The organism is Rhizobium sp. 01N424, assembly GCF_056399485.1.
Genome location: NZ_JBFTRK010000008.1, coordinates 42,730 through 66,755, shown reverse-complemented (window position 1 = coordinate 66,755; position 24,026 = coordinate 42,730). Strand labels below are relative to the sequence as shown.

General features: G+C 60.6%; 27 protein-coding genes, 1 tRNA gene and 1 pseudogene. 12 read left to right on the top strand and 17 right to left on the bottom strand.

The genetic code is table 11. The annotated features are described in order from the left end of the window. Positions 1–44: 44 nt before the first annotated feature. A complete protein-coding gene (gene lipB / locus AC1DNK_RS19765; RefSeq protein ID WP_112387318.1) occupies positions 45–758 on the bottom strand; it encodes a lipoyl(octanoyl) transferase LipB in 714 nt (237 codons plus the stop codon). 170 nt (positions 759–928) lie between these two features. Between lipB and AC1DNK_RS19760 the strand changes: the two genes are divergently transcribed. After that, positions 929–1,013: transfer RNA gene (locus tag AC1DNK_RS19760), tRNA-Leu, on the top strand. Positions 1,014–1,170: 157 nt separating this feature from the next. Continuing rightward, positions 1,171–1,815 carry a metallophosphoesterase family protein gene (locus AC1DNK_RS19755; protein ID WP_477942981.1) on the top strand — a complete coding sequence of 215 codons (645 nt, stop codon included), beginning with the start codon at positions 1,171–1,173 and terminating at the stop codon, positions 1,813–1,815. Between the two features lie 58 nt (positions 1,816–1,873). Here AC1DNK_RS19755 and AC1DNK_RS19750 read toward each other — a convergent pair whose 3' ends face one another. The 3 genes from AC1DNK_RS19750 to AC1DNK_RS19740 form a co-directional block, all read right to left on the bottom strand. Then, on the bottom strand, positions 1,874–2,227 hold the full coding sequence (locus tag AC1DNK_RS19750; RefSeq protein WP_477942979.1) for a hypothetical protein: 354 nt from the start codon (positions 2,225–2,227) through the stop codon (positions 1,874–1,876). 274 nt (positions 2,228–2,501) lie between these two features. Then, positions 2,502–2,999 carry a BON domain-containing protein gene (locus tag AC1DNK_RS19745; RefSeq protein ID WP_477942977.1) on the bottom strand — a complete coding sequence of 166 codons (498 nt, stop codon included), beginning with the start codon at positions 2,997–2,999 and terminating at the stop codon, positions 2,502–2,504. Positions 3,000–3,070: 71 nt separating this feature from the next. Beyond that, a complete protein-coding gene (locus AC1DNK_RS19740; RefSeq protein WP_310299880.1) occupies positions 3,071–3,565 on the bottom strand; it encodes a peptide deformylase in 495 nt (164 codons plus the stop codon). Between the two features lie 243 nt (positions 3,566–3,808). Between AC1DNK_RS19740 and mgtE the strand changes: the two genes are divergently transcribed. Both mgtE and AC1DNK_RS19730 read left to right on the top strand, forming a co-directional pair. Beyond that, on the top strand, positions 3,809–5,224 hold the full coding sequence (gene mgtE, locus AC1DNK_RS19735; RefSeq protein ID WP_112516291.1) for a magnesium transporter: 1,416 nt from the start codon (positions 3,809–3,811) through the stop codon (positions 5,222–5,224). A gap of 70 nt (positions 5,225–5,294) precedes the next feature. Then, complete coding sequence (locus AC1DNK_RS19730; protein ID WP_112387324.1) at positions 5,295–5,687, top strand: MerR family transcriptional regulator; 393 nt, start codon at positions 5,295–5,297, stop codon at positions 5,685–5,687. A 4-nt stretch (positions 5,688–5,691) separates the two neighbouring features. Here AC1DNK_RS19730 and AC1DNK_RS19725 read toward each other — a convergent pair whose 3' ends face one another. Both AC1DNK_RS19725 and AC1DNK_RS19720 read right to left on the bottom strand, forming a co-directional pair. Further along, positions 5,692–6,693: a heparan-alpha-glucosaminide N-acetyltransferase gene (locus AC1DNK_RS19725; RefSeq protein ID WP_112516292.1), complete on the bottom strand. Its 1,002-nt coding sequence runs from the start codon at positions 6,691–6,693 to the stop codon at positions 5,692–5,694. Further along, complete coding sequence (locus AC1DNK_RS19720; RefSeq protein WP_112516293.1) at positions 6,694–7,461, bottom strand: DUF599 family protein; 768 nt, start codon at positions 7,459–7,461, stop codon at positions 6,694–6,696. A gap of 234 nt (positions 7,462–7,695) precedes the next feature. Between AC1DNK_RS19720 and AC1DNK_RS19715 the strand changes: the two genes are divergently transcribed. Both AC1DNK_RS19715 and AC1DNK_RS19710 read left to right on the top strand, forming a co-directional pair. Further along, positions 7,696–9,102, top strand: a complete 1,407-nt coding sequence (locus AC1DNK_RS19715; protein WP_112516294.1) for an L-serine ammonia-lyase — start codon at positions 7,696–7,698, stop codon at positions 9,100–9,102. 62 nt (positions 9,103–9,164) lie between these two features. Next, a complete protein-coding gene (locus tag AC1DNK_RS19710) occupies positions 9,165–9,602 on the top strand; it encodes a DUF1489 family protein (RefSeq protein WP_112516295.1) in 438 nt (145 codons plus the stop codon). A 4-nt stretch (positions 9,603–9,606) separates the two neighbouring features. Here AC1DNK_RS19710 and AC1DNK_RS19705 read toward each other — a convergent pair whose 3' ends face one another. The 7 genes and pseudogenes from AC1DNK_RS19705 to AC1DNK_RS19675 all read right to left on the bottom strand — a co-directional run bounded on the left by AC1DNK_RS19705 (position 9,607) and on the right by AC1DNK_RS19675 (position 16,018). Then, positions 9,607–9,882: a hypothetical protein gene (locus AC1DNK_RS19705; protein ID WP_112387329.1), complete on the bottom strand. Its 276-nt coding sequence runs from the start codon at positions 9,880–9,882 to the stop codon at positions 9,607–9,609. Positions 9,883–9,994: 112 nt separating this feature from the next. Further along, on the bottom strand, positions 9,995–11,521 hold the full coding sequence (locus AC1DNK_RS19700; protein WP_112516296.1) for an SPOR domain-containing protein: 1,527 nt from the start codon (positions 11,519–11,521) through the stop codon (positions 9,995–9,997). Between the two features lie 121 nt (positions 11,522–11,642). Beyond that, a pseudogene (locus tag AC1DNK_RS19695) lies at positions 11,643–12,466 on the bottom strand (hypothetical protein). A 170-nt stretch (positions 12,467–12,636) separates the two neighbouring features. Beyond that, entirely contained in the window at positions 12,637–13,236 is a 600-nt protein-coding gene (locus tag AC1DNK_RS19690) for a transglutaminase-like cysteine peptidase (protein WP_112387332.1), read from the bottom strand. A 381-nt stretch (positions 13,237–13,617) separates the two neighbouring features. Further along, positions 13,618–14,586 (bottom strand): prolyl aminopeptidase, encoded by a 969-nt coding sequence (gene pip / locus AC1DNK_RS19685; protein WP_477942972.1) that lies wholly within the window; start codon positions 14,584–14,586, stop codon positions 13,618–13,620. Between the two features lie 63 nt (positions 14,587–14,649). Then, on the bottom strand, positions 14,650–15,258 hold the full coding sequence (locus AC1DNK_RS19680) for a PilZ domain-containing protein (RefSeq protein ID WP_112387334.1): 609 nt from the start codon (positions 15,256–15,258) through the stop codon (positions 14,650–14,652). A 124-nt stretch (positions 15,259–15,382) separates the two neighbouring features. Further along, complete coding sequence (locus tag AC1DNK_RS19675) at positions 15,383–16,018, bottom strand: PAS domain-containing protein (RefSeq protein WP_477942970.1); 636 nt, start codon at positions 16,016–16,018, stop codon at positions 15,383–15,385. A gap of 278 nt (positions 16,019–16,296) precedes the next feature. Here AC1DNK_RS19675 and AC1DNK_RS19670 point away from each other — a divergent pair, with 278 nt between their 5' ends. Then, positions 16,297–17,067, top strand: a complete 771-nt coding sequence (locus tag AC1DNK_RS19670) for a rhomboid family intramembrane serine protease (RefSeq protein ID WP_112518313.1) — start codon at positions 16,297–16,299, stop codon at positions 17,065–17,067. A 104-nt stretch (positions 17,068–17,171) separates the two neighbouring features. Continuing rightward, the gene (locus AC1DNK_RS19665) at positions 17,172–17,606 is read left to right on the top strand and encodes a CBS domain-containing protein (protein ID WP_112387337.1); all 435 of its coding nucleotides are present in this window, start codon (positions 17,172–17,174) and stop codon (positions 17,604–17,606) included. Positions 17,607–17,621: 15 nt separating this feature from the next. On the opposite strand, the gene AC1DNK_RS19660 is transcribed toward AC1DNK_RS19665, so the two are convergent. The 3 genes from AC1DNK_RS19660 to folE form a co-directional block, all read right to left on the bottom strand. Further along, positions 17,622–18,599 carry a patatin-like phospholipase family protein gene (locus AC1DNK_RS19660; RefSeq protein WP_477942967.1) on the bottom strand — a complete coding sequence of 326 codons (978 nt, stop codon included), beginning with the start codon at positions 18,597–18,599 and terminating at the stop codon, positions 17,622–17,624. Positions 18,600–18,716: 117 nt separating this feature from the next. Beyond that, positions 18,717–19,169 (bottom strand): phosphoribosyl-AMP cyclohydrolase, encoded by a 453-nt coding sequence (gene hisI / locus AC1DNK_RS19655; RefSeq protein ID WP_477942965.1) that lies wholly within the window; start codon positions 19,167–19,169, stop codon positions 18,717–18,719. A 27-nt stretch (positions 19,170–19,196) separates the two neighbouring features. Next, positions 19,197–19,811 carry a GTP cyclohydrolase I FolE gene (gene folE / locus AC1DNK_RS19650; protein WP_310299836.1) on the bottom strand — a complete coding sequence of 205 codons (615 nt, stop codon included), beginning with the start codon at positions 19,809–19,811 and terminating at the stop codon, positions 19,197–19,199. 301 nt (positions 19,812–20,112) lie between these two features. On the opposite strand from folE, the gene AC1DNK_RS19645 reads away from it, so the two are divergent. From AC1DNK_RS19645 to thrS, 4 genes are all read left to right on the top strand, one after another. Further along, positions 20,113–20,559: an iron-sulfur cluster assembly scaffold protein gene (locus tag AC1DNK_RS19645; protein WP_477942963.1), complete on the top strand. Its 447-nt coding sequence runs from the start codon at positions 20,113–20,115 to the stop codon at positions 20,557–20,559. A 4-nt stretch (positions 20,560–20,563) separates the two neighbouring features. Beyond that, positions 20,564–20,959, top strand: a complete 396-nt coding sequence (gene yidD, locus AC1DNK_RS19640; RefSeq protein ID WP_477942961.1) for a membrane protein insertion efficiency factor YidD — start codon at positions 20,564–20,566, stop codon at positions 20,957–20,959. Next, a complete protein-coding gene (locus AC1DNK_RS19635) occupies positions 20,956–21,480 on the top strand; it encodes a DUF1697 domain-containing protein (RefSeq protein WP_477942959.1) in 525 nt (174 codons plus the stop codon). Before yidD ends, AC1DNK_RS19635 begins: the two co-directional genes overlap by 4 nt. A gap of 128 nt (positions 21,481–21,608) precedes the next feature. Further along, a complete protein-coding gene (gene thrS, locus AC1DNK_RS19630) occupies positions 21,609–23,615 on the top strand; it encodes a threonine--tRNA ligase (protein ID WP_477942957.1) in 2,007 nt (668 codons plus the stop codon). Between the two features lie 66 nt (positions 23,616–23,681). Here the strand turns inward: thrS and AC1DNK_RS19625 are convergent, their stop codons facing one another. Next, a complete protein-coding gene (locus AC1DNK_RS19625; RefSeq protein ID WP_112387345.1) occupies positions 23,682–23,894 on the bottom strand; it encodes a hypothetical protein in 213 nt (70 codons plus the stop codon). Between the last annotated feature and the right edge of the window lie 132 nt (positions 23,895–24,026).

The following is a 24,026-nucleotide window of genomic DNA, read 5'->3' as shown; positions in this document are numbered from 1 at the left end:
AAACACAGCCATCAACCACAGGAACCGCGCCGGATCAATATGACCTAGGCGTCGGAGACGGTTTCTCCGAAAACCGATTCGAACGACTGACGCAGACGGATGTCGACATCTGACATCATCACCGGCAGGCCGAGATCGACAAGGCTTGTGACGCCATAGGCGGAGATCCCGCAGGGGACGATGCCGGTAAAATGATCGAGATCAGGCTCGACGTTAAGCGACAGCCCGTGAAAGGTCACCCAGCGGCGCAGGCGGATGCCGAGGGCGGCGATCTTGTCCTCGCTCATCGTGCCATCCGGCAGCAACGGCTTTTCCGGCCGCCGCACCCAGACGCCAACGCGGTCCTCGCGCCGTTCACCGCGGACATTCATCGAATCGAGCGTGCGGATGACGACGTCCTCGAGGGCTGCGACAAAGGCGCGGACGTCCTGGCGGCGTCGCTTGAGATCGAGCATCACATACGCAACGCGCTGACCGGGACCGTGATAAGTGTATTCGCCGCCGCGGCCGGTGGCGAAGACCGGGAATCGGTCGGGCTGCACGAGATCCTTGGCATCGGCGCTTGTGCCTGCCGTGTAGAGCGGCGGGTGTTCGACCAGCCAGACGAGCTCATCGCCGCCATCGGCGATCAAGGCCACTTCGCGCTCCATGGTTTCCACAGCAAGCTCATAGGGCACCAGCTCATCGGCGATGCGCCAGCGCACGGGTTTGTTGCCGGCCTGTGGAAACATGGAGAGTTGAAGATCGGTACGCAGCATGGACTTTTCCCTTGCCGCAAAGGCTCAGCGGCATGCTGCTATATGGCCTCGTTTGATAACCAATTCAAATGCTGTGATTTGTTTTGAAAAAATCTGTCATATCGCTCTTGTGCGCCCAAAATGCTTTTGCTACATGCTGCCTCGCCGACGCAAATCGGCTCTACCACGATGCGGTCGTGGCGGAATTGGTAGACGCGCAGCGTTGAGGTCGCTGTGGGGCAACCCGTGGAAGTTCGAGTCTTCTCGACCGCACCAAAGTAAACCCGCTTCGGCGGGTTTTTCTTTTTCTACAGTTTCTTATCTCATTTTGCTGACGTGAAACCTGAGCCGCTGACAGCGGTTTCGGCGCTATCGACCATTGGCTGCCTCGCGCTAGTTTATTCCCTTGTCACATCGACGGGAGTGCCGCGCATTGAGCCTGACCTTCGCCATTGGAGATATCCACGGCTGCATCGGCCCGCTGTTGCGGATGATCGAACGGGTGGAAGACTATGCGCCATCAGGAAAGATCGTGTTCCTCGGCGACTATATCGACCGTGGTCCCGACAGCCGTGCCGTCGTGGAGACTTTAATAGCAGGGCCGCGCTCGCCGGACTGGCAGTGGATCGCGCTAAAAGGCAATCACGAGGACATGGCAACGGGTGCTCACGACGGGCGGCACGACGAATCGTGGTGGCTGGACAATGGCGGGATCGAGACGCTGGCGTCTTACGGCGGACCGGTTCCATCGCCGCACTTAAACTGGATGGCGGCGTTGCCGCTTCTGCACACGGATCCCCATCGCATCTTCGTGCATGCCGGCGTCAGGGAAGGGCTCTATCTCGAAGATCAGGCGCCGCATGACCTGCTGTGGCTGCGCTTCGAAGACGATGTATCAGGTGAGTTCTGGGGAAAGCATCTGGTGCACGGGCATACGCCGTCACCGGCCAATCCGCGAACGACGGGAAATCGCACCAATCTCGACAGCGGCTGCGTCTTCGGGGGGAAACTCTCCTGCGCGGTTTTCGACGATAGTCTTCCAGGCGGTCCGGCCACATTGCTTCAGGTTCGAGGCTGATCGCCGTGCGAATAAAACAAGAGCCGCATATGCGGCTCTTGTTGCGTTTTCGTCGCGGTCAGTGCGTGCCAACGTAGCGGCAGGCATCGGTATCGGAAGCTCCGCCATCACCGGCTCTGGTCTGCACGCCCGTCCGTTCGGCCGGGTTCTTGCACGGCGGAAGGCGCTGGGCTTCGAGCTTGGAATAGTTGATCTTCTTGGGCGCGGCCATCTTGGTCTGGTACCAGCCATCGCTGTCATTGGTGTAGTCGTCGGAATAGGCAGGAGGGGCATGTTCAGTGTAGTGAACAGGCTTCGGCGGGCTGATGCGGATCGGGCGGACGTAGCTGTCGTCGTACATGGGAGCGGCGAAAGCGGACGATGCGACGCCAATGGCAAACAGGGCCGCGGTGGCTGCAAGTTTGATTCTCATGTGATATCTCCTCAATCAGTTGTTGTAATCAACAACGAAACGATAACCCTCGGCAGGTACGAGTTCGCTCCTGAATTGAGGCGAAATTGTGGGAGCGTATGGCCAGTGCGGATTACGAATTGTCCATGTAATTCACGATTCTGTGGCGATATTTCACCGTTTTGTGACATAGGTTAGCAACCTATCAAAACAACAAAGCCCGGCCGCGTGTGCGGCCGGGTTTATCGAAACATACAACCCATGAATACATTATTCGTTTCTACAATTATTGAAGCTAATCCTCGTTCGGGATATGCGAATCGATGCCTGTCGTCTCAAGACGGTTACGAACGTGGTGGACGCCATCGACGGAAAGCGCGCCGAGTTCGGCCTTGCGGGCAATTCCGATCGTCTCGACTGAACCTTCCAGCGTGATCGTATGGCCGTCGGCATGGACGTCGATGCTGTCTGCGTCGAGATCAGGAATGTTTTCGAGGTTTTCGGAGACGCGGGCTTCCAGATCGTCGCTCTCGCTGCGATCGATCATATCTGCCGTCAGCGAATCCCTCAGACGGTTCTCATTGCCGTCCTCGTCGGTTCCGTCGATGCGGAAGCCGCCGTTGCGGTCACGGTCGAAATTGGCTGATGTCTCGCCATAGGCGCCGTTGGCGGGCTTTGCCGAGGATGCGCCGGGGCTGTCGGCATAGGGCCAGCCGTCATCAAGATTGCGCTCCTCGTAGTCGCGATAATCTTCTTCGCGTGAAATGGTGCTCTTGTCGTCGGTCTTCGGCATGATCGTCCTCCTTCAAGGTCATGCTCAAAGAACGCTCATCGGCTGGATTGGTTCGTGGAAGTTTTATGAAATTAGCGGGCGGCCTTTTCCCATTTGCGGATCAGCCGGTCGCGCTTGAGCTTGGAGAGGCGCTGCAGCCAGAAGATACCATCGAGCTGGTCGATCTCATGCTGGATGCAGATGGCGAGAAAACCATCTGCGTTTTCCTCCTTCGTCTCGCCGGTCACCGTCTGATAGCGGAAACGGATTGCGCCGGGCCGGATAACCTCCTCTGTCGCGCCGGGCATGGAGACGCTGCCTTCCATCTGGCGCAAGGTTTCCGCCGAAGACGAGAGGATTTCCGGATTGACATAGGTGCGCACGCCGTCGGCCTTGCTGAGTTCGATCACCACCACCCTTTGGAAGATGCCGATATGGGCCGCCGTGATGCCGACGCCGGGTGCGGCCCGCATGGTGTCCAGGAGATCGCCCGCAAGGCTCTGCAGATCGCCGTCGAAGGCGCTGACAGGTGCGCAGACTGTTTTCAATCCGGGATGCGGATAGCGCAGGATCGGGCGGATCGTCATGTTTTCATAAGCTCCTGATATTCGGGTTGCGGAAACTATCGTCGCAACGGCGCATTGTCATCCGCAGACATGGTTTTGGACGCTAGACGCAAGGAGCCAATTCGGTTAGCAGGGACGGGGACTTATGCTGCCGGAACGGCTGGCGGGGTTCGTTTATCCGCTTGTTGACAATGCCTTTTCCGCCGCCATTCTCGAACGCGGCAGGAAAGCCGTAACTGTTATGATCCTGGATGCGAGGCGCAAATGACGGCAAGCGAAGAAGACGAACGCATCCGCAAGCGTCCGGAGGACGAAGACGCCGACATCTATGACGAGGACGGCAACGTTCGCAGCGATTTTCTAGCGCTGCTCGGTGCGGCAATCGCTGATCGCGACACGATTTTCCTGCGCCAGAATGTGGCGCGCCTGCACGAATCGGAAATCGGCGACCTGCTCGAAGCGATCCAGCCGGATCAGCGCCTGGCGCTGGTGCGCCTGCTCGGCGACGACTTCGACATGACGGCGTTGACCGAGGTGGATGAAGCGATCCGCCGTGAGATTGTCGATCAGATGCCGAACGAGCAGATCGCCGCGGCGATCGGCGATCTCGATTCGGACGATGCCGTCTACATTCTCGAGGATCTCGATCAGGAAGACCGGGACGAGATTCTCGCCCAGTTGCCGTTCACCGAGCGGGTGCGGCTTCGCAGAGCGCTCGACTACCCCGAGAGCTCGGCCGGCCGGCGCATGCAGACTGAGTTCGTCGCGGTGCCGCCGTTCTGGACTGTCGGGCAGACGATCGACTATATGCGCGAGGAGGAGGACCTGCCTTACTCCTTCACACAGATTTTCGTCATCGATCCGACCTTCAAGCTGCTCGGCGCCGTCGATCTCGACCAGATCCTGCGCACCAAGCGGCAGAACAAGATCGAAGTGATCATGCGGGAGACGAACCACCCGATCCCGGCCGAGATGGACCAGGAAGAGGCGGCACAGCTCTTCGAGCAGTATGACCTTCTCTCAGCCGCCGTCGTCGACGAGAACGAACGTCTGGTGGGCGTGCTGACCATCGACGACGTGGTCGACGTTATTCACGAAGAAGCCGACGAGGACATCAAGCGCCTCGGCGGTGTCGGCGACGAAGAGCTGTCGGATAATGTCATCTCGACGGTTCGTTCGCGCTTTCTCTGGCTGCTGATCAATCTCGGCACGGCGATGCTGTCTGCCAGCGTCATCGGGCTGTTCGACGGCTCGATCGAGAAGATGATCGCGCTGGCGGTGCTGATGCCGATCGTCGCCTCGATGGGCGGCAATGCCGGCACGCAGACGATGACGGTGACAGTGCGGGCGCTCGCGACCCGCGATCTCGACATTTACAACGCCGGCCGCATCATCCGCAGGGAAGCGACCGTCGGCGTCATGAACGGGGTGATTTTCGCAACGATTATGGGGGCGATTGCCGGCACCTGGTTCCACGATTATCAGCTCGGCATGGTGATCGGCGCGGCGATGATCATCAACCTGATTGCCGCGGCATTGGCGGGCATCCTTTTGCCGCTGCTTCTGGACAAGGTCGGCGCCGATCCTGCCATCGCCTCGTCGGTTTTCGTGACGACGGTCACCGACTGTACGGGCTTCTTCGCGTTCCTGGGGATTGCGACCTGGTGGTTTGCCATTTAACCACGCTGCCCTGCCGAAATTGACTATTACGTAAAAGTCAATATTATTGGCGGGAGAGAGTGGGAATCTGATGCCTGTGAACAAGTATTATAGCATAACGGAGCTGACGCGCGAATTCGGTGTGTCGACGCGCACGCTTCGCTTCTATGAAGATGAAGGTCTGATCCATCCGGAGCGCCGCGGCCGTACCCGGCTTTTCCGCCAGGCTGACCGCAGGCTCATCCAGGAAATCCTGCGCGGCCGGCGCATCGGTTTCACCATCGCCGAGATCCGCGAGATCATCACCGTCTACAAGGAGCCGCCGGGGGAACTCGGTCAGCTGAAGCTCTTGATGAAACGCGTCGATGAAAAGCGCGAGGATCTGCGCCAGAAGCGTAAGGATATCGACGACACGCTGGCGGAACTCGACAATATCGAGGAATCCTGCCTCGGCCGGCTGGCCGAAATCGGCGTCGGCACCTGAGCCGCTATTGCGGTTCGGACGGAAGCGCCTTGATGCTGCATTGATTGGCGATCGTCTGCACCCGGTCGTCGTCAGCCTTGACGATCCCCGTGTGGAAGGGCTCCAGCAGCTTTTGCCCCTGCATTTCGGTCAGCGTGCATTCGCAATAGACCTGACATGACTTGGCATCCATGCCCTGGCACCAGCCAGGATTGCATTGGCGCATGTGGATTTCGGCGAGATCGGGCTTTGCCGGTGGCATGACGAAGGTCATTGCGTAAGCGATGGCGATCAGCACCGGCTGGTGGATCAGATAAAATGCCAGGCTGTGGCGCCCGCCGCGTGCCAGCAGCGAGCCGCCGGTCCCAAGTGCGGCAAGCTTCTGCGGCAGGCTGGTACGCAGGGCGATCAGCGCCAGCGTCAAGCCTGACATATAGGCGGCGGCCCAGGGAAAGATCGGCACATAATCGTTCGAGCGCGGCGGCATGTCGGTAAGACCGATCCACCAGAGCAGCGGCTGGTTGAACGATGCCGAGCGGAGCATGCCGGGCGCAACAAAGGTATCGGCGATCCAGGCGGCGACCAGGGCGATCGTCACGAGGGCGGTGACGAAGAGTGGCAGGCGCGCGAAGACCACGCCCACCAGCGTCATCGCCGCCATGCAGTGGAGGATGCCGAAGAATATCCACTCGCCGGGCATGGCGATGCGCGTTGCGACGGAGATCAGCAGTGCAGCGCCTGCAATCATCGCGAAGCGCTTCCAGAACGATGGCCAGCGGATGCCTGCCTGGCTCGACAGCGCCATGCTGAGCCCGGCGATGAACAGAAATGTGGTGGCGATGGCACGGGCATAGAGCTTCAGCCAGCCGGTCTCTGCGGTTCCGGGCGCCAGATAGCCCATGAACTCCAGGTCCCAGCTGAAATGGTAGGTTGCCATGGCGATCAGGGCGGCGCCGCGCAATGTATCGAGGAGGCCGATCCGGGGCGGCTGCGCCGGGCTGCCGTTGCTGTCAGCCATCATCGTCATTCACTGTCTCCCGGACAAATCACCGTCGCCGTTTTGCGCTGGGTCGCGGGGAATAGGAGAAAGGTGGAGATTTGATGGCGGCGACACATCCATGATCGCCAGCCGCGCCTCCGAAAAGAACTGCCTGCGCGTCAGCACGAAGACGACGGTCGCCGTCGTTACCATGAAAACGTAAGCGTTGACGAACCAGCCGAGATAGCCGATCGACAGGAAGATCGCCCGCAGGCCTTCGTTGAAATGGCCGCCGGCGATGATGTTCATGCGGATGACACGCTCGGCGGCGCGCTCCGCGGCATAGACGTCGGTCTCCGTGTCGCGCATCATCGGGATCGCGCCGAACAGGATGGTGCAGTAGTTGAAGAGCCGGTAGGACCAGCCGAACTTGAAGAAGGCATAGGCGAACAGTCCCGCCAGGCCGCCGACCTTGAGTTCGAAGCTTACGTGGCTGCCGCCGAAGACATAAGGCAGGTCGGCGAAGATGGCGCTGACCTTGTCGGTAGCGCCGAGCAGGGCAAAGCAGCTACCGATCGCGAAGATCGAGGTCGAGGCGAAGAAGGCCGTGCCGTTCTGCAGACCGGCCATGATCTGGGTGTCGATCATCTTCAGGTCGCGGCGCAGCGAATTGTAGATCCACTCGCGGCGGCGCTCGCCCATCGCATGCGTCAGACTGGTGCGCCCGAAGAAGGTCCGGCCGCGGAGAAGCCAGGAATAGCCGAGCCAGGACACGGCAAAGAAGGCAAGCGCAGTATAGTCCGCAAGCGTAAGCATCGATGATTCAACCCCTTGGTCTCCGGCGCCACTCTACATATGCCATGCGATGCTGCAATGACCGGGGACGGCGGCCTGAAGCGATTTCCAGTGGCGCGGCCTTTCGCAAAGCACCGACAGGCATTAAATCCTTCTGCAGCAGTGTCGCGCCGGTCAAACGCGATGTCGGTTCGCCGCGCGCGGCAAGTTGCTCCCGGGGATAGTCTCGGTGCAGTTCATTATTGGGAAGCAGGCATGTTCCTTTCGGTATTCGATGTTTTCAAGATCGGTGTCGGGCCTTCGAGCTCGCATACGATGGGGCCGATGTCGGCTGCCAACCGCTTCCTCGACCTCATTCTGTCGAACGAGTGGCCGCGCCCGACATCAGGCGCGCAGGTCGCGTCGATCAAGGCCAGCCTGCATGGCTCGCTCGCCTATACCGGGATCGGTCACGGAACGGGCAGGGCGGTGATCCTTGGCCTGATGGGCGAGGCGCCAGATAGCGTCGATCCCGACAAGATGGACGGCATCATCGACCAGGTGGAGCGCTCCGGCCGCATCACGCCGCCCGGCCATCCCGCCTATTTCTTCCTGCCGAAGAACGACCTGGTCTTCGACAAGAAGCAGACGCTTCCCGGCCATGCGAACGGCATGATCTTTTCCGCCTTCGACAAGGACGACCGGCTACTGCTGCGCCGCATCTACTACTCGGTCGGAGGCGGTTTCGTGGTCACCGATACCGAACTCGAGCAGATGCGCGCCAAGAAGAAGGCAGCGCCCGGTGCGACCAAGGTGCCCTATCCCTTCGCCACTGCTGCCCAGATGCTGGAGATGGCCGATCGCTCCGGGCTCACCATTGCGCAGATGAAGCGCGCTAATGAGGAGAGCCAACGCAGCCGTGAGGAGCTCGATGCCGGTCTCGACCGGATCTGGGATGCGATGCGCTCCTGTATCGAGCGAGGGCTTAAGGTCGATGGCATCATGCCTGGTGGCCTCAAGGTTCGCCGCCGGGCGCGGCAGATCCACGACAAGCTGCAGGAAGAATGGCGCAGCAACCGCATCAACCCGCTGCTCGCCAACGATTGGCTGAGCGTCTATGCCATGGCGGTCAACGAGGAGAATGCCGCGGGCGGCCGCGTTGTCACGGCGCCGACCAACGGCGCTGCCGGCGTCATTCCGGCGACCATCCGCTACTACGAGCATTTCCACGACGACTGGGACCAGAACGGTATCCGCGACTACCTGCTGACGGCAGCAGCCGTTGGCGGCATCATCAAGCACAATGCCTCGATCTCCGGCGCTGAAGTCGGCTGTCAGGGCGAGGTGGGTTCGGCGGCTGCGATGGCGGCTGCGGGGCTTGCCGCGGTCATGGGCGCGACACCGGCCCAGATCGAAAATGCCGCCGAGATCGCGCTCGAGCATCACCTTGGCATGACCTGCGATCCGGTTGCAGGCCTCGTCCAGGTTCCCTGTATCGAGCGCAACGCCTTGGGTGCCGTTAAGGCAGTGACGGCGGCCTCGCTGGCGGTCAAGGGAGACGGTCAGCATTTCGTTCCGCTGGACGCCTGTATCGAGACGATGCGCCAGACGGGATACGACATGAGCGAGAAATACAAGGAAACCTCCACCGGAGGTTTGGCCGTCAACGTCGTGGAATGCTGAGTTTGTGGACTTCGGGCCGGTAGCGCTTGACGCTGCCGGTCAAAAGGATTTCAACAGCCAGCATGGCATTGCATCTCATCAAATTGTGCGTTGGCGCCGACTCCATCGAGGATCTGCGCGAATGGGTCGCTGAACGTTCTCTGCGGGCGATTGCCGCCGGTATCGAGCCCCACTCCATCCACACCACCCGCATGGTGCCGAAGCGCGTCGATGAACTTCTCGACGGCGGCTCGCTCTATTGGGTGATCAAGGGGCAGGTGCAGGCGCGCCAGAAGCTGCTGGGTATCGAGACCTTCACGGATGGCGAGGGCATCGGCCGCTGCCATCTCATTCTCGGACCGGAGGTCATCGAGACATCTGTTCAGCCGAAGCGGGCGTTCCAGGGCTGGCGTTATTATCCGGAAGAGGACACGCCGCGCGACCTGATGAGCCTCGGCGCCGGTATTGCTGAAATGCCCGCGGACTTGCGCCGCGAGCTTTCGGAACTCGGATTGCTCTAGATAATCAGCGAAGCCGCAGAGTAACCGGCGACGTGCCTTCCGGGCAGGTGACGTGCAGGTGGATGCGGGCCTCAGGCTGCTGGTAGCGCCAGGCGCGGGCGCCATGGGTCAGCAGAAGATTGATCAGATCCTTGGTCTTGGCTGATTTGGTCGCGCGCGGCCGCCCGATCTCGGCGAGGCGCAATGCAGCCTCATGAAGCGGGTGCAGGCCGATGCGGGCCGGCTTGCCGGTTGCGCGTCCTTCGGGCGGAAAGCCCGGTACATTTCCATTGATCGCCATAATATTCCCCGTACGCACTAACAATCGAGGTCACGAACTTCGACCAGAACCGCGAACACCGGTTCGGCCGTCTGCGGTGCCGTCAGAAACAGGACTGGCGGCACCGAGTGTCTCACTGGGCAGCGGCCCAGCACTTGACGCCTGCGCGCTTCAGCGCCTTGCAGGCATTGACCGCGTCGCGCTGGTCGTCGAAACCACCGAAGCGGGCACGGTAAATCTGTTCGCCGTCATTGGCATAGGCGACAGCGAAAGGTTTGGCCGAGCTCAGCGCCTTGCCGCCTTTGGTCTTGGCGTTCTGCAGCAGATCCATCGCTGCATCCTTGCTGGACGAGACGCCGATCTGGACAACCCAGCCGGACGGACCCTTTTCGGTGACAGGTGCAGGCGTCGCAGCAGCCTTTGCCGCAGGGACGGAAGCCGTGGTCAGCTGATCGACGGAATTGTCGTCAGGCTGTTCCGGCATATAGGCAGGCGCCGGCGTGGGGACGGCAACCGAACCCTTGATCGCAACGGTCTTGACCTTTGTCGGCGACGGCATTTCGGCTGGCTGCTGAGCGGCGACCAGCGGGTTTTCCGTCTTTACCGCAGGTGTGTCGGTGTAAGCGGTCGCCGCAGCGGCAACTTCGTAGCGTGCAGCCGGAGCCGGAGCTGTGTGCGGCAATTCGATCTCGGAGGCAGCAGCGACCGGAACTTCAGCTGCCGGGGCAGGTGCCCGCGTCGGAGCCGGTTCGGCGATCAGCTTGGTACCGCCGCGTGTCGAAGCCTTCGGCAGATAGGTAGCGATCAGCTTGCGCATCTGGTTGTCGCGGGCAGGGGTAGAGGCACCACCCATGACCACGCCGACGATCGAGCGGCCGTCGTCCTGCACGGAGCTGACGAGATTGAAGCCTGCAGCGCGGGTATAGCCGGTCTTGATGCCGTCGACGCCGCGCACGGAACCGACGAGGCGGTTGTGGCTGCGGATCGTGCGGGTACCGAACTTGAAGCTCTGCGTGGCGAAATAGCCGTAATATTGCGGGAAATGCTGGCGAAGCGCGATGCCGAGGCGGGCCTGGTCACGGGCCGTCGTCATTTGCGCAGTGTTCGGCAGGCCGTTGGCGTTGCGATAGGTGGTGCGGGTCATGCCGAGCGCATGGGCTTTGGCCGTCATCATCTGTGCGAAGCGGTCTTCGCTGCCACCACCGATCATCTCGCCAAGCGCGGTTGCCGCATCGTTGGCGGACAGCGTCACGAGGCCGAGAATGCCCTGTTCGACTGTGATCGAACCGCCGGCGCGGACGCCGAGCTTGGTCGGTGCCTGTGCGGAAGCGTGCGGGGAGAAGGGAACGCGGGTATCGAGCGAAATGCGGCCCTGCTCCAGCGCCTCGAAGGTCATGTAGAGGGTCATCATCTTGGTCAGCGATGCCGGATACTGAAGACGGTCGGCGTTCTCGCTGTAGAGAACGTTACCGGTCTTCGCATCCACGACGATGCCGGCATATTTCGGATTGGCTGCTTCCGCTTCCGCGGTAACCGATTCGGCAAGAAACGCCGTCGTGGCGATCGCAAGTGCCGCAAGCATCTTCACCAGGAAATTGCCGGACCGCGACGGATGTACGGAGGAGACTGACCTTGACACTATTTCACTCTTCGCTTGCATTTCTGATGTTTTTGAACCGGACCGCACGCCCCTCCGCGGCGATCGTTGACTACGGACGTTACCGGGGCTGAGTTACCAATCCGTTTATGATTAATCGTTTCTTTCGCCAGTCAGCCGCGTTTTAGCGGCTTGTCGCAGAACGGGTCGCGAGGCGCGCCTCCACAAAAGAGCGAATAGCGGCATCAATATGGTCCCAATCGTTCAAATGACGGCTGGAGAATCGGTAAAGCACGCTCAGATCCTTGCCGACCTTGATGTCGCGCTGGCAGTCGCCGCTGGTGGCGAGCTCGGGCGATTCGGGCAGGATGCAGCGAACGGCATAGTCGGCCGTATTCGGGCGCTCTGCGGTCAGCAGAACTTCTCCGGTGTAACCTGCGTCGGCGCGCAGGTGATGGAGCGTCAGGCCATCGGCATAGGGCTTGGCAATACCGTCCATCAGATGGGCGTAGATCGGTTCGATTCGCCCGGACATGTCGCGCGACATCGTGCTTTGGGTGATCTGCAGGAAGATGAGGCCGGCCGACTGGGCGACGTCGTCGAAGCGTTCGCGGTCGTTCTTCGTGTAGCCCTGCATTTCCGGCCAGGTCAGATACAAGTCGGCGCGCTCGGCGACGCCGGCACGGCGCTGGCTCGGGAAGCGAATCGTATTTTCCGAAAGGTTGAGCGTGTCGCGGCCGATCGTGATGCTGACGGCCTGGGTGCTGTCGCTATTGCCTGCCAGCGTGATGTGCCGGCCAAACCAGCGGCCGCCGAGGCTGATCGCAATGGTGAGGACAGCAAGAACGGCGACGGCGGCGGTCACGCGGATCAGGAAGCCACTGGAGAGGATCGGGCTTTCGTCGACTGCGGCGGCATTGGGGGCGAGATGGCTCATGGCGGCTCTTCAGTCGTTGACCGCCGCAAGAAAAACGTGAGCCGCCGGTGCCTGGATGAATCTGACGCCATCATCAGGCGAGGGTGGTTAATATCGCATTAACCAAGGAGATGCGGAAGGCCCGATAAAGGGCGAGCCGCTCCCGGGACAGCGGGAGCGGCTCTGGGGCGCCGGTCGGGGACGGGGATGCGGGGGACTGACCGGTGCCTGGCTATGGTGCCGGAAAATCCCGGCAGGTCTCTTACTTCACGCTGCCGACGGCAACCGCACGGCCATCCTGAAGCTTCATCCAGCGATTCGGATCATCCGAAGACTGGCGCTTGAGGTAGGTGTATTCGGTATCGGCCCAGAGCATGACCTTGTTGCGCATGTTATCGAGAATGAAGTCGCCGTGGTCGGTGCGGACGGTTAGGACGGCGTGGCCTTCGCCATTCGGCTGCAGCACCACGGTCATCAGGAGGTCGGACGGCGAGACGCCGGCATCGATCAGCAGCTTGCGCTTCAAGAGCGCATAGTCCTCACAGTCGCCGACGGTACGCGGGTAGGCCCAGCGCTCTTCCACACCGTAGATCTCCATGTCGGTCATCGGCTGGATCGACGAGTTGACCTGATAGTTGATCTTCAGGATATCCTTCCAGCGTGCTTCGGTGAGAAGCAGCGGGCCGGCGTCCCCGGCGGGATTGCTGCAATCGGCCGGATTTTCCTTGCAGAACTGATAGGCGCCGATCGGTGGGCTAGCGTTGCCTGCAAGCGTCATGCTGCCGGGCGCCGCCTGTCCTGTGCCCGTCATCGTGATCATCATGATACTGGCGAAAATGCCGCTCTTGATTGCGTTGAACATTGTCTCTGCCGTCTCCCCGTTTGTTGAGGTGACAATGACATCGACGTTTTTATCCGGCGCAAAATTACGTAGTCAAATTAAGTGCTTAGTTGATTCAAAAGCGGAGAAAACTTGAACGATATTTGAATCGAATACGCATAAAAACCGCAGAAAATTTGCGGCAAATTCGATTAAAATTGCAGCTATTCCCGATACGGGTTCTGTGCCGGAATGGCGCTATTCCGGGGTAAAAGTTAACGGCGGGGTGTTCCGGATTGTGGCTTGTTATCGCGTTGTTAACGCTGCCTTGCCGGCTGACCTTGCCGGACCAGATGCAAGATCGTTGACATAAGGGCGCAAAAAGCGCCGAATTGGCAGGTTTTCGTCCGATTCCGGCGAAAATTATTTTTCGAGAAAATGCAGAAATTTTGCCGCCGCATCGACGATAGCAGCGGCGATGGCGCTGTTGTCGAGGGAATGAGCGGCATTTTCGACGATGACGAGCTCGGCTTCGGGCCAGGATTGGGCCAGTTCCCATGCGGTGGTCAACGGCGCCTCAAGGTCAAACCGGCCCTGGATCAGCGTTGCGGGTATGCCCTGAAGCTTGCAGGCATCGGCGAGCAGCTGCCGGTCCTTCAGCCAGGCGCCGTGATGGAAGTAGTGCGTCACGATCCGCGCACGCATCAGCAGATAGCGCGGATCGGCCCACCGACGCGGCATGCCGTTCGGATCGGCAAGCAGGACAGACGCGGCCTCCCACCGGTGCCAGGCCACGGCGGCGGCCTGGCGCAGATCGAGATCCGGGCCGTTCAGCATCGCGAAATAGGCCGCGAGTGGTCCGCGATCACGGAGGCTGTGTGGAATGGCCTCGATGAAATGTGCATAGTCAGCGGGGAAGAAGCGGGCCATGCCGCTACACAGCCAGTCGATCTCGGAGCGGCGTGTCGTGGTGACGCCGGCGAGAATCATGCCTGCGACGTGTTGCGGGTGACGCTGTCCGTAAGCAAGCGCGAGCGTGGTACCCCAGGAGTTGCCAAATAGGACCCAGCGCCCGACACCGAGATATTCGCGGAGGCGTTCGATATCGGCGATCAAATGCCAGGTGGTGTTGGCGGCAAGATCGCAATCCGGATCGGCCGCATTCGGCAGGCTGCGGCCGCAATTACGCTGATCGAAAAGGATGATCCGGTATGCCGATGGATCGAAATAGCGTCTGGACGCAGCCGAGCACCCCGAGCCCGGGCCGCCATGCAAAAAGACAACGGGCAGTCCATCCGGATCTCCGCAGCATTCAAAGTAGAGCTGGTTACCGTCGCCGGTATCCAGCATGCCGTGATCGTACGGTTCGATTTCAGGAAAAAGCTGAGACATCAAGAAAGCCGCCTTCTTGCGAGGCGGCCTTGATCGTCGATGGCGATGACAGAAGGATGACGCCTAGAGGAATTCGCGTAGCGTATCGCGAGATTGCAGCGACAGGAACTCGAGCGCCACGCCTTCCGAGAAATGGCGCACCACGCGGCCGCGCATGTTGCCGAGGCGGATCGCTGTGCCGAGCGGTGGCCGGGCCTCGACGTCGACGGCAGCGCCCGACAGCGAAAGGTCCATGATACGGCAGACATAGCGCGTGCCGTCTTCGAGCGTCAGTTCGCTCTTGGTTTCGCGCGGTGTCAGACGGTCGTGGCGGCGGTCTTCCGGCAGGCCTAGCTCATGCTTGTTGGCGAGCCAGGTCAGCTGTGCCGCAAGCTTCTCGCGCTTCCGTTCCGTTGCGTTGATCGACATGGTGAAGCCGCGGGCATCGACGGTCTGCACATGGCCTTCGACACGGCCGAGATGGTCGATATAGGCGACGACACGTTCGTTGGCGCGCGGGCGGCCGGGGCAGGTAACGTACATGTCGCCTGGCGACATGTCGATGACCATGCATTCGAACTCTTCGTAGTTCGCAAGCATCAGCCGGCCCTGCATATTGATCGGCACGCGCTGAAAAACACCCTGTTCAGGGCGCGGCGCTCTCTGCGTCTGAGCTTGCTGGAACGAGTGCATGAAAGCGCTTCTTTATAAAATGATATAGTGCGATCTTTACCCGCAACACCTTAACAGAAGGTTGTCTGACGACCTCACATTGCAGCTTCTGGCAAGCATCCGATCTGTATCGTTTCGAGACGCTTCAGCGGGCAGGTGAACCACTGCGGAACGAGGAAACGACGCGCCCCAGAATCGCGCCCAGACCATGCGATCTTGCGGGTTTGGTGCTCACCTGCCAGCCTGCTTCGGCACTGGCGTCGCCCTGGAAATTCCGCAGCGCGCGGCAGCGGTCGAGCACCAGGAAATCGAGCGGCACGACTTCTAGCCAGCTGGCGACAGTGGTGGCGGCGATGACGCCGAACAGGCGTTCGCAGTGGCCGTCGTCGGATCGCAGCGGCATCAGCGCGATCTCGAAGGCTGCGCGGTGGCCGGCGGTGCTGTAACCCGTTACGTTGAGCAGTGCCGGCATCGCATGGCGCATGGCGCCGGCCAGCGTGGCTTCGATGGTGTTGCCATATCCTTCGCCGAACAATGCCGAGAAGCTTTCGTCGCGCAGATCCTGACCGAAAAGATCGGAAATCTTGGCGCCGGCCAGCCTGAAGGTGACCGGGCCTTCGGCGCTGATCTCCAGTATGAAGAGGCTGGGCAGCATGTGACCCAAAGTGGACGGTTCCAGTTCGGATTTCAGCGGCGCGTCCCGGGTGCCGCGCAAACGGTTCCAGTAGTCGTAAACATCGATGATGGTGTGATGACGCACGGTGCACCCAATCTGTTTCATTACAGTCCAGAATCAGGCCGTCATGGCCTGCTTAGGTGTTATCCTGCTGGTTTCATGCCAAGTCGGGCCTGTTAAGGTTAAAGAAGAGTTTCGATTGCCCGTCCCGCCTGTCCGTGGGAGATGTCTTGTCATCGCTTCGGAAACGAAGTTCAGCACGAAAGACTTATCGGGCACGGGGTTATCCCGGGGGACGCTCGGCCGCCGTCCGGTTCTGCCGGACGGCTTTTTTTTTGCCCGACGCTCCTGTAAGGCTGTGGCCTCGAAATATGAGGGTACAGATGGACGAGCAATCGCCGGAGCGGCAGACGAACGGTGAGGAACGGGTGCAGGCCAAGCGCGAACCGGTCTTCAATCTGCCAGGCATTCTCGTTGCAACACTCGCCCTTCTTGCCGCTATTTACGCCGTGCAGACGCTGGTCCTGCCGGATCAGGCGGTCGAGTGGCTGCTCCTCACCTTCGGCTTCATCCCCGCGCGCTACGTGATTCCGCTGTCGGAACAGGGGCTGCAGTGGCTGTGGAGCCCGGTAACCTATTCGCTGCTGCACGGAAGCATCGAGCATATCCTGTTCAACGGCCTGTGGCTGATGGCCTTCGGCGCGCCGGTGATCCGGCGGATCGGTATCGGCCGCTATCTGACCTTCTGGTTCCTCTCGTCGATCGCTTCGGCAGCGTTGCATGCCGCATTGAACTGGGGCGATCCGACGCTGCTGATCGGCGCGTCCGGCGTGATTTCTGGCCTGATGGGCGCAGCCTGCCGGTTTGCCTTTCCTGCCGATGCGCGTCCGGGTCGGCCGGCGCATCTCAATCCGCGGCTTTCGATCGCGCAGACGTTCCGCAGCCGCACGGTGATCGCCTTCACATTGTTCTGGCTGTTCGGCAACGCGCTGATCGCCGTCGGCGTGCCGCTGATCGGCGACGGTAGCCAGGCGATCGCCTGGGACGCCCATATCGGCGGCTTCGTCTTCGGCTTCTTCCTGTTTCCGTTGTTCGACCGTGCACTACCGCCTTCGGACGAAGGTCAGGACGAGCCGTCCGTATTGCAATCCTGATCGTTGAAGTGCACCATTCCAACTGATCCGCGTTGGGAGGAGAGACCGTCGCGGATGCCTGTGATCCAGTAAAGTGTATCCACTTACGACATAGGAGGTTGCTGATGTCCAACACAGTAAAAGCCATACTCGACCTGAAGGGCCGCGACGTCGTGACGGCTGGTCCGAACACCACCGTTGCCGAAGCCGCCAAGGTGCTCAGCCAGAAAAAGATCGGCGCGATCGTCATCGTCGGCGTGCAGGGCAAGATTTCCGGGATATTTACCGAACGCGACGTCGTTCATGCGATCGCCAAATCCGGCAAGGACTGTCTCGATCAGCCGGTCGCCTCGATGATGACCTCGAAAGTGTTCCGCTGCCACGAGGATTCGACCGTCAACGAACTGATGGAGCTGATGACCAGCAAGCGCTTCCGGCATGTGCCTGTGGAGAGCAACGGCAAGCTCAGCGGCATCATTTCGATCGGTGACGTGGTGAAAACGCGTATTGCAGCTGTCGAGCGCGAGGCCGAGGAGATCAAGGCCTATATCGCAGGGTAGGCGCGGGGCCGGCCATTACGCGTGGCCGGCAAAAGCTTCCTGCATTCGCTTCAGTTCGGGAAGCCTCAACGAGGCTTCCTGGTAACCGCGCTCGATTGCCTCGCCGGCGCGATGGAACTCCGAAAGCCCGATATCGCTCAGCCGCGGGTGCAGCGAAATATCCGGCGGGTCGCCCGCCAGGCGGGCGCGTGAAATTCTATCCTGAATGATGTTGAAGGCCTGCACCATGACGCCGGTCATGCCGAGGCGCGTATATGGTGTTTCCTCGCGCTTCTGCATTTCCTGCACCGTCAGCCCGGCATTGTGCTTGACGACGGCGGAGCGGCCGAAGAGGTCGTAGTTGAGATTGACCGCGCAGACGAGCGGCTGTTCGTAGCTGCGGCAGACGGAGACCGGCACTGGATTGACGAGGGCACCATCGACCAGTGTCCGGTTGTTGCTGCGGATCGGCTCGAAGATGCCGGGCAGGGCGTAGGAAGCGCGCAGCGCCGTGATCAGCGAACCATTGGAGATCCAGACCTCGTGACCGGTATTGACCTCCGCCGCGACGGCGACGAACGGACGGTCGAGATCCTCGATATTCAGGCCTTCCAGATGCTCGGCCATGCGCTTCGTCAGCCGCATGCCGCCGAACAGGCCGCTGCCGCCGATCGTCAGATCAAGCAGGCTGGCGATACGGCGCATGGTGAGCGAACGGGCGAATTCTTCGAGTTCGTCGAGCTTTCCGGCAAGATAGCAACCGCCGACAAGGGCGCCGATCGAGGTGCCGGCGATCATGCCGATCTCGATGCCGGCTTCATCCAACGCTCGCAACACGCCGATATGGGCCCAGCCACGCGCGGCGCCGCCGCCGAGCGCGAGAGCGATCTTGGCTTTCTTCTGTGGTGGTGGTGGGGAGATCGTAGGAACTGTCATATCGGGCAATGTGGAAGACGAACCGGAATCGGATTGGCCAGCTTCAGAGCCCTGACGGTGCAAACTCCAGTTCAGCATGGCTTGCCTCCTCCCGGCAGAACACTCTGTGTTTTCGAAGTGTGTTCCTCTTCCCTTTCCAAATCGTATATAGAGGGCTGATCTGTCCCTATAAGAGGCAAATGCCGCCGTTTTGCGCTATTTCTTATAGACGTCAGCGGGATCGAAATGGCGCTCGTCATCGACGATGTCGAGCATCGGCTTTCCATCCTGCAACGATACGGTCCGGTAAAAGCATGAACGGCGGCCAGTATGGCATGTCGCATCGTGACCGGCGACCTCTACTTTCAGCCAGATGACATCCTGATCGCAATCGGTACGGATCTCCCTGACCGTTTGGATATTGCCCGACGTTTCACCCTTCATCCACAATTTGCCGCGCGAACGGCTGAAGTAGTGCGCCTTGCCTGTCTGGATGGTGAGCGCCAGCGCCTGCGCGTTCATATGTGCGACCATCAGGAGCTCTCCGTCCTGAACGTCGGTCACGATCGCAGTAATCAATCCGCGATCATCGAAGCGCGGGGTGAAATCCCCCGCGTCCTCGAGCTCGGATTTGTCGTCTGAAGGCGCGTTGAAGGCGAATGGCGTCATCGATCGGCTCTCTTTGTGAAGCCGGTATCAGCGGCCCCGTACCATGGACATGAATCGCGCCTGGTCGGCAGGTTCGGACTTGAAGGTCCCAGTAAAGGTTGTCGTCAATGTGGTCGAACCCTGCTTCTGCACACCGCGCATGGCCATGCACATATGTTCGGCTTCGATCATGACCGCGACGCCGCGCGGACGCAACGTCTCATCGATCGACTTGGCGATCTGCGCCGTCATGGTTTCCTGCGTCTGCAGGCGCCGGCCGAAGATTTCGACGACACGGGCGATCTTCGACAGGCCTAGGACCTTGCCGTCAGGCATATAGGCGACATGCGCCTTGCCGATGATCGGCACCATGTGGTGTTCGCAATGCGAGAAGAATGGAATGTCCTTGACGAGGACCATGTCATCGTAGCCGGCAACCTCTTCAAAGGTGCGGCCGAGCACGTCCTCGGCATCCATATCATAGCCGGCAAAGAGTTCGCGATAGGCCTTGGCCACGCGCGAGGGGGTGTCGAGCAGGCCTTCACGCGCCGGATCGTCACCGGCCCAACGCAGCAGCGTGCGGACGGCGTCTTCGGCTTCTTTCTGGCTCGGGCGGTTGGAATCGCGGCTGTTCTGCGGAAAATTCTTTACGATGGCGTCCATACTGTTCAAGTCTCCTGATCCGCTCGAATGCGGATCGTCTTTCGGACTCGCCAACTGGTATCCCCTGTCAGGAATGTTGCACCTTTGGCAGGCTCCGGGGCTTTCAGGGCGTCGCCCATCCGGCACGGTTTCCCAATCAATCTTACCGGAGGCCATTGCTTTTTCATGGCCCTCGAACGACATACATATAGGAAGACAGCGTCTTCATGTAAGTATGCTAACACGAGACGGTGCGTTTTTTGTTTAAGATACAATGACCACCGAATGAGCCGGTCCACAGCGATCTGGGGCGGAATTGACCATGGACGAGATCTACAACAGCAAAATCCTGGAATTTGCCGGCAATATTGCGCGGATCGGCAGCCTCGAGGACGCCGATGCCAGCGCCCAAGCGCATTCGAAGCTATGCGGTTCGAAGGTGAAGATCTGGCTGAAAATGGATGGCGATACCGTCAGCGATTTCGCCCATGACGTCAAAGCCTGCGCGCTCGGGCAGGCGTCCTCGTCGGTCATGGCGCGCCATGTCGTCGGCGCCACCGCAGGCGAACTGCGCAAGGCGCGCCAGGATATGCTCGACATGCTGAAGGCCGATGGCGACGGACCCGAGGGCCGCTTCGAGGAAATGCGCTATCTGCGCCCGGTCAGGGATTACAAGGCGCGGCACGCCTCGACGATGCTGACCTTCGACGCCGTCGTCGATGCCATCGGCCAGATCGAGGCGAAGCGCGCCGAGATGGTGGAAGCCTGAGGCGATGTGCGAGTTCTGCTCCCTGCAGCATGACGACGAAGACGAGGGCGGCGCGGCCCCTGCTCCGCAGAAGGCCAAACGCTTCTCGCGCAATTATGCAGGCAACTTTCCGAAAACGCCCGGCAGGCTTGCCGGCATGGGCTTGATCCGGTTTTACCAGCTGACGCTCTCCGGCTTCATCGGCAATTCCTGCCGCCATATCCCGACCTGCTCCGAATATGGCTATGAGGCCGTCGCCCGTCATGGGCTGTGGGCTGGCGGGTGGATGACACTGTTTCGCGTCGGGCGCTGCGGGCCGGGTGGCACGAGCGGGCTCGACCCCGTACCGGAACAGCTGGAACCGCGATTCCATTGGTGGACGCCCTGGCGCTATCTCGCGTTCGGCCGGAAAGCCGCGTGACCACGTACGTCGGACTGCTGCACAGTATCGTCCTGGCGCCCGGCCGCCGGGTAGTGATGTCCGACCTGCGCGACATGGCCTCGGCGCTCGGCTACCGCAATCCACGCACACTTGTCTCGACGGGCAATATCGTCTTCGAGGCATCGGAGTCGCCAAGCGGTGACATTGAGAAAAAACTGGAGGCGGCGTTCGTCGCGCAGTTCGGCAAGCCGGTCGACATCATCGTGCGCACCGGCAAGAGCTGGCAGCGGCTGGCACGGTCCAATCCGTTTCCCGATGGCGAGGGCAGCCAGGTGATCGTTCGCGTCATGCGCAGGCCGCTCGACATATCGGCACTCGAGAAGCTGAAGGCCTATGCCGACTCCAGCCAGCGTCTGGCGCTCATCGATGGCGATCCGTGGATCGATTTCGCCGGCAAGCCCAGCGAATGGAAACTGCTTTCGGCGCTGACCACCAAGCGCATGGGGCCGGGCACGCTGCGCAACTGGAACACCGTCCGCGGTCTGGCCGAGATGCTCTGACGGGCCCTGCTTTTTCTTTACTAACAGGCCAAATCCGATTATCAGGCGGCAGCGCTTTGCGTACGGACGCAGCGCTTCATTGCAACCACCCGCATTCGTTGGCGGGACTGGACAAGGAGAATATCGATATGTCCCAATCCGTTTCCCTGACTTTCCCTGATGGCAATGTGCGCGATTTCGCTGCCGGTACGACCGGGCGCGAGGTTGCCGAATCCATTTCCAAGTCGCTTGCCAAGAAGTCCGTCGCCATTGCGATCGACGGCGTTGTGCGCGACCTTTCCGATCCCGTTGTTACGGGCAAGATCGAGATCATCACCCGCAATGACGAGCGCGCGCTGGAACTCATCCGCCACGACGCAGCACACGTCATGGCCGAGGCCGTGCAGGAGCTCTGGCCCGGCACGCAGGTCACCATCGGTCCGGTGATCGAGAACGGCTTCTATTACGACTTCGCGAAGAACGAGCCCTTCACGCCCGACGATCTGCCGAAGATCGAAAAGAAGATGAAGGAAATCATCGCCAGAAATGCGCCCTTCACCAAGCAGGTGTGGTCGCGCGAGAAGGCGAAAGAAGTCTTCGCCGCCAAGGGCGAGCAGTACAAGGTCGAGCTTGTCGATGCGATCCCTGAAGGACAGGATCTGAAGATCTACAATCAGGGCGAATGGTTCGACCTTTGCCGCGGTCCGCATATGGCCTCCACCGGCCAGATCGGCAACGCCTTCAAGCTGATGAAGGTTGCCGGCGCCTATTGGCGCGGTGACAGCAACAACGCCATGCTCTCTCGCATCTACGGCACGGCTTTCGCCGAGCAGTCAGAGCTCGACAACTACCTGCATATCCTCGCCGAAGCCGAGAAGCGCGATCACCGCAAGCTCGGCCGCGAGATGGACCTGTTCCATTTCCAGGAAGAAGGCCCGGGCGTCGTCTTCTGGCATGGCAAGGGCTGGCGCATGTTCCAGACCCTGACCGCCTACATGCGCCGCCGTCTGGCCGGCACTTATGAGGAGGTCAACGCGCCGCAGGTTCTCGACGCCTCGCTCTGGGAAACCTCTGGTCACTGGGGCTGGTATCAGGAGAACATGTTCGCGGTGAAGTCGGCCTATGCCTTCACGCATCCTGAAGACAAGGAAGCCGACAACCGGATCTTCGCGCTGAAGCCGATGAACTGCCCCGGTCACGTGCAGATCTTCAAGCATGGCCTGAAATCCTATCGCGAGCTACCGATCCGTCTTGCCGAATTCGGCAACGTGCATCGCTACGAGGCGTCTGGTGCGCTGCACGGGCTGATGCGCGTCCGCGGCTTCACGCAGGACGATGCGCATGTGTTCTGCACCGACGAGCAGATGGCTTCGGAATGCCTCAGGATCAACGACCTGATCCTCTCGGTTTACGAGGACTTCGGCTTCAAGGAGATCGTCGTCAAGCTCTCGACCCGCCCCGAAAAGCGCGTTGGCACCGATGCCCTCTGGGATCGCGCCGAAAGCGTGATGATGGACGTGCTGAAGACGATCGAGGCGCAGTCCGAGGGACGCATCAAGACCGGCATTCTGCCGGGCGAGGGTGCTTTCTACGGGCCGAAGTTCGAATATACGCTGAAGGACGCCATCGGCCGTGAATGGCAGTGCGGCACGACGCAGGTCGACTTCAACCTGCCGGAGCGTTTCGGCGCCTTCTACATCGACAGCAATTCGGAGAAGACGCAGCCGGTGATGATCCATCGCGCCATCTGCGGCTCGATGGAACGCTTCCTCGGTATCCTGATCGAGAATTTCGCCGGCCACATGCCGCTGTGGATCGCGCCGCAGCAGATCGTCGTCGCGACGATCACGTCGGAAGCCGATGGCTACGGCGCGGAAGTTGCCGAAGCGCTGCGCGAGGCCGGTCTGAACGTTTCGACCGACTTCCGTAACGAGAAGATCAACTACAAGGTCCGCGAACATTCCGTTACGAAAGTTCCGGTGATCATCGTCTGCGGCAAGAAGGAATCCGAAGAGCGGACGGTCAACATCCGCCGCCTCGGCAGCCAGGAGCAGACCTCGATGACGCTCGATGAGGCGATCGAGAGCCTGACCTGGGAAGCGACGCCGCCGGATGTTCGCCGCAAGATCGAAGCGAAAAAGGCCAAGGCTGCCTGATCGTTTCCCGCTGAAACAAAACAGATCAAGGGGCGGCTCTCGCGAGAGGGCCGCCCCTTTTGACATTCATATTCCGAGAACGGTTACGCTTGGCGGCGTGAAATCCTTGATCCCCAGTTTCGGGTAGTCGCATTTGCGGTCAAACTTGGCCTTCGATACCGTCCGCATGCATTTCGGGTCGGTCTTGAAGGCATATCCGGGCAAACTGACGTACTTGACACTCGGCGCACAGAGCGCGAGCGCGATACACATCGTCAATGCCGCGCAGATGGTCCGCATGGGACACCTCCTTCGTTCGGCATGACTTCTCGATACGGAACCCCTCCGCACGCGCAACAATCGCATGTCCACCTTCGGGCTTCCATTCGCCTAATCGGATGCAGGTGTTCTGCGCGCGGGCTATGCGCCGGT